We start from the raw sequence: 4,259 nt of genomic DNA, 5'->3' as shown, positions 1-4,259 counted from the left end.
TATTTTGAGCGTCCGCGATATGCCGGGCACCGGCTGCGTCTTCACCATTACTCTGCCGCGATATGCATTAACGGCATGATGAGTATGGTTTCTGACCGTTCGCCCTATGTGAATCGCGACAAACCGGCGAGCTGACCCGTATCCGGGGCCTTAAATTGCTCATAAGAAAGCAACCAGGGGAAGCCAATGTCCATCGCTGTGGGCCGGTCAGATGTTGTGCTTGCCGGAGCACTGCGTGATGATTCAACCAGACCACGGCGATGAATGCGTAACTCACTGCGTAGCTGATGAGATCGGGCCACAGGCCGATTAGTGCGCGGAAATCATGACCTGTTGGTGGTTTAAATGCCAGAACCATCACGGTGATGATGACGGCGAAAATCCCGTCGGAAAGCGCGTAGAAACGCGCTAGTCTGTCTTCGACTTTGGCCATGGTGTCAGCACCTTGAGAGGTCGTCACCATATTACCCGGCCACCTGCGAGTCGAGTGAACGGCTGTTTTCGCGCGCCGACCGGACTTCGGTGTCACAAGAATGAAAGTCGGCTTCGGGTGTGCGCCGTGAAAAGGCGGCGTTTTCCAGCGGGTGCAAGCCCCGCCCGGCAACCGCTCCAGCCGGAAGCAACTGGAGCAGTCATGGAGGTAACGAAGTGGCTGAAGCCTCTGGTAATGCGTGTCACGAATAGGTGACAGCGCGAGTGTGCAGGCCGTAACGCGAGTGAACGCCGAGCAAACCTCGAAAAGGACGACGCGCAGGCCGACCCGGCAACCCTATCGGGGAAGGCTGATACGACTGGGTGAATGAGCAGGCTGGACGCCCAGTCGCTGCGCCGGGGTAGTGGCGACAGCATGTACACAAGGAAAGCGTACGCAACACGGGAAGTCCCTCGGCGTGGTCAGGGATGACCAACCGGACGCCCGCGAGGGACAGGCCGGGCGCCTTGGGATGACGGAGAGGCCCGTAGTACTGGTGAAGCCGGGTAATGCCGGTGGAGGGAAGGGGCCTCAGTTCAAGACAGACGCAATACGTAGTGAGGACGTGGAGATTGGGCAACCTATCAACTCCGATTCGTGTTCAGAAGCTGCAGATGGCGTTACACGCGAAAGCGAAGGCAGAAGCCGGGTATCGCTTCTACGCGCTGTACGACAAGATCTATCGCGAGGATGTGCTGGCGCATGCGTACGCACAGTGTCGTTCGAACAAGGGCGCACCGGGTGTCGATCGACAGGACTTCGCGGAGGTCGAAGCGTACGGGGTGCAGAAGTGGCTCGGCGAACTGGCGCTTGCGCTCAGGCTGGAGACTTACCGGCCGGACCCTATCAGAATAGTGTTTATCCCGAAGGCCAATGGCAAGCTGAGGCCATTGGGCATCTCGACCTTGCGGGATCGGGTGTGCATGACAGCAGCGATGCTGGTGCTCGAACCGATCTTCGAAGCGGACCTTCCACCAGAGCAGTACGCGTACCGCCCGGGGCGAAATGCCCAGCAAGCGGTAATCGAGGTGGAGGAGCGGCTGCATCGAGGGCAAACGGACGTTGTTGATGCTGACCTTGCGGACTACTTCGGAAGTATTCCACACGCCGAAATGATGCTGTCGCTCGCGCGCCGCATCGTTGATCGGCGTGTGCTGCATCTGATCAAGATGTGGCTGGAATGCCCCGTTGAAGAAACCGATGACCGAGGCCGGCAGAAGCGGACGACGGAGGCTCGAGACAGTCGGCGCGGGATTCCACAGGGCTCCCCCATCTCACCACTGCTGGCGAATGTTTACATGCGCCGGTTCGTGCTGGCGTGGAAGAAGCTCGGGCTTCAGCGCAGTCTTGGCAGTCGCATCGTGACTTACGCGGACGATCTCGTGATCCTTTGCAAGAAAGGCAAGGCCGAAGAGGCGCTGCTGAACCTGCGTCAGATCATGGGCAAACTGAAGCTGACGGTCAACGAGGAGAAGACACGAATCTGCAAGGTGCCAGAAGGTGAGTTCGACTTCCAGGGTTTTACGTTTGGGCGGATGTTCTCAGCAACGACTGGTCAGGCTCGTATGGGCATGAAGCCATCGAAGAAGAGTATCCGGCGCATGGTCGAAAAGATTCATGCAATGACCGCCCTCAGGACGGTATGGCAAGAGACCACGGAGTTGGTGGGCAAGTTGAACCGCACGTTGCGCGGCTGGGCGAATTACTTCCAGGTAGGAAGCGTCAGCCGAGCATACCGAGCAATCGAGAGCTACACCGCGACGCGGTTGCGCCGGTGGCTACGCAACAAGTACAAACTCAGACGTCGCAGGGGCGGGACTTATCCATCCCCGCATCTCTACGGGTACTTCGGTCTCGTACGTCTGAGCGCACGTGGGGGCGTAGCCTGGCGTGTGTGAAGGCGTGAGGTCTTGTCCGAGAGCCCAGTGCGGGAGATCTGCACGCTGGGTTCGATGAGCGGGATGTGGAAACGGGGTTACGGCGAGGTTATTGGGGCACCGCCAGACGAAAGAGGCGGCAACAGACAAACCGAGCCTACCGCTACCGCGCCACATCTCGACTCTACCGAACTGGGCAGTTCAAAGTAACTTTGCCGAGCCTTCACGGGCGGCGATAGTTCAGGGGGCGGAATGACAGGCGCAACGCCTGTCAGCTATGAGTTGCTACCTTTGCTGTAGCAGATCTGCTGCACGCAAAACTTCTCCACTTGCAGCAAGACTCGGCAATTCCGCCGCCTTGGCTCGCGCACGCATCCGACGACAATCGGCCATGAAGCGACCGTCGCTGCCCTAACCCGAAAGGCCGCTACGTTAGCACTGCCGGCGATTCGCGATTGGCCGCTTGAACTTGCTCGCGTGGCGGGGAGACCAGCTAGTTACTGCAGATTTTTCGCGAGCTGGCCGCGCAAGGCATCTGCCATCTTCTGCAATATGTCCGGCAAGAGTACCTGCGCTTCAAGCGGGCCCATCACGGAATAGCCCGATCCCAACTCGCCGTCGATAACGATCACGGCTGCGCAGCGCGCTTGCGCCATGTTACGCACGTAGTCGCACGCGGCGTCGAATTGCCCGGCCGATTCTCCGGCTGGGACGACTGTTACCTCGAAGGTTGATGTCATTGTGCCCCTCGCAAAACGTATAAAACAATCGTAGGACGAAGCATCATGCGCAGACGGGTTTAACTCGCACAACAGTTTAACCGTGGTGCGTAAGGCGTCTGTCAGTCCTATGGAATATAGTCAATTGAGTTGCGCTATCCGGTGTGCCGGCGGTGCATCAAAGCCCTATAGTGCATCGACTGATCCCCAGTCACGCAGCAGCTACAATCGCGACGTTAAATGGTCAACTTCAATCGAACCGTAGCGGTAGTCGACGATGACCAATCAGTGCGCCGTGCCCTCAAGCGTTTGCTGCACTCTGTCGGGGTAGAGGCGCAGACGTTTCCCAGTGGCGAGACATTTCTGAGCACGCTGTCGTCGGGAGCTTCGTGCCACCCCGCCTGCGTGATCGTGGACTTCCAGATGCCAGGGATCGACGGGTTGGAGCTGCTGTGCCGCCTGGCCCCGACTGGCGTGCCCATCATCTTCATGACCGGACACGACGATCCGGCCGTTCGCCAGAAGGCTCTCGCCAGAGGTGCGGCAGGCTACCTGAAAAAGCCGTTCGACGGCACCGCATTGATTAGGGCTGTGGAACAAGCGCTAGAGCTACCCGTACTCCCATAAAGCGCTTCGCCCAGTTGCGGCTGAATGTCCGGTTCAAGGCTTGATCCAACCATACATGCCCAGATGGCGGCGGTCCGAAAAGGGTCGTGTACCGCCGATCACCCAACGCGAACGCAAATCGAAATGGCGCCTCAATGGGCACCCGATAGGGTGGGTGAGCGCCGTCTTCGACAGCGGCACGCAGTATCAGGCGAGCGCGCTTTCGCATGGTTGTGAATGTCGTCTCCCATAAAGGCTCACTCTGGAAGTCCGTGTCGATACAAACATGCAACTAACCGTCTGGCACTTCTGCGGCTCCCTCAACCGCAAACCTCGCCTCCAGCAGACGCAGGCGCAATCTCCACTGCGGCAGACCGACATGAAATTTCATTTCGCCTGACCGGGCATCGCGGCGAGGTCGCCTGTGCGATTACGCGGGAAGCGCCCGAGGTGCCATTCTGGTTGCCGCCAGACGCTGACCAGATCCGCTTGCTCAAGGCGTTTGCGGACGGACGCCGCCGCATCATTGCGGTCGCCGGAAGAAAAGTCCGCCTGCGTCCGGGTGAACCAGTCAGGCTCACCACC

5 protein-coding genes are annotated in these 4,259 nt (G+C 59.1%); 2 read left to right on the top strand and 3 right to left on the bottom strand.

What is annotated here, in order from left to right:
• Nucleotides 1-67 precede the first annotated feature (67 nt).
• Complete coding sequence (locus P0D80_RS48885; RefSeq protein WP_408295627.1) at nucleotides 68-433, bottom strand: TMEM175 family protein; 366 nt, start codon at nucleotides 431-433, stop codon at nucleotides 68-70.
• A gap of 548 nt (nucleotides 434-981) precedes the next feature.
• Here P0D80_RS48885 and ltrA point away from each other — a divergent pair.
• Nucleotides 982-2,370 carry a group II intron reverse transcriptase/maturase gene (gene ltrA, locus P0D80_RS48880; RefSeq protein WP_408295624.1) on the top strand — a complete coding sequence of 463 codons (1,389 nt, stop codon included), beginning with the start codon at nucleotides 982-984 and terminating at the stop codon, nucleotides 2,368-2,370.
• 476 nt (nucleotides 2,371-2,846) lie between these two features.
• Here ltrA and P0D80_RS48875 read toward each other — a convergent pair whose 3' ends face one another.
• Nucleotides 2,847-3,089 (bottom strand): hypothetical protein, encoded by a 243-nt coding sequence (locus tag P0D80_RS48875; protein WP_408295621.1) that lies wholly within the window; start codon nucleotides 3,087-3,089, stop codon nucleotides 2,847-2,849.
• 219 nt (nucleotides 3,090-3,308) lie between these two features.
• Here P0D80_RS48875 and P0D80_RS48870 point away from each other — a divergent pair, with 219 nt between their 5' ends.
• Nucleotides 3,309-3,695: a response regulator transcription factor gene (locus tag P0D80_RS48870; RefSeq protein ID WP_408295618.1), complete on the top strand. Its 387-nt coding sequence runs from the start codon at nucleotides 3,309-3,311 to the stop codon at nucleotides 3,693-3,695.
• Between the two features lie 366 nt (nucleotides 3,696-4,061).
• On the opposite strand, the gene P0D80_RS48865 is transcribed toward P0D80_RS48870, so the two are convergent.
• A partial coding sequence (locus tag P0D80_RS48865) for a hypothetical protein (RefSeq protein WP_408295615.1) occupies nucleotides 4,062-4,259 on the bottom strand: 198 nt, incomplete at its 5' end.

The organism is Paraburkholderia sp. RL17-373-BIF-A (assembly GCF_046030175.1).
GTDB lineage: Bacteria > Pseudomonadota > Gammaproteobacteria > Burkholderiales > Burkholderiaceae > Paraburkholderia.
Note: the sequence above shows the minus strand (reverse complement) of the source record. Positions and strands in the feature narration are given on the sequence as shown.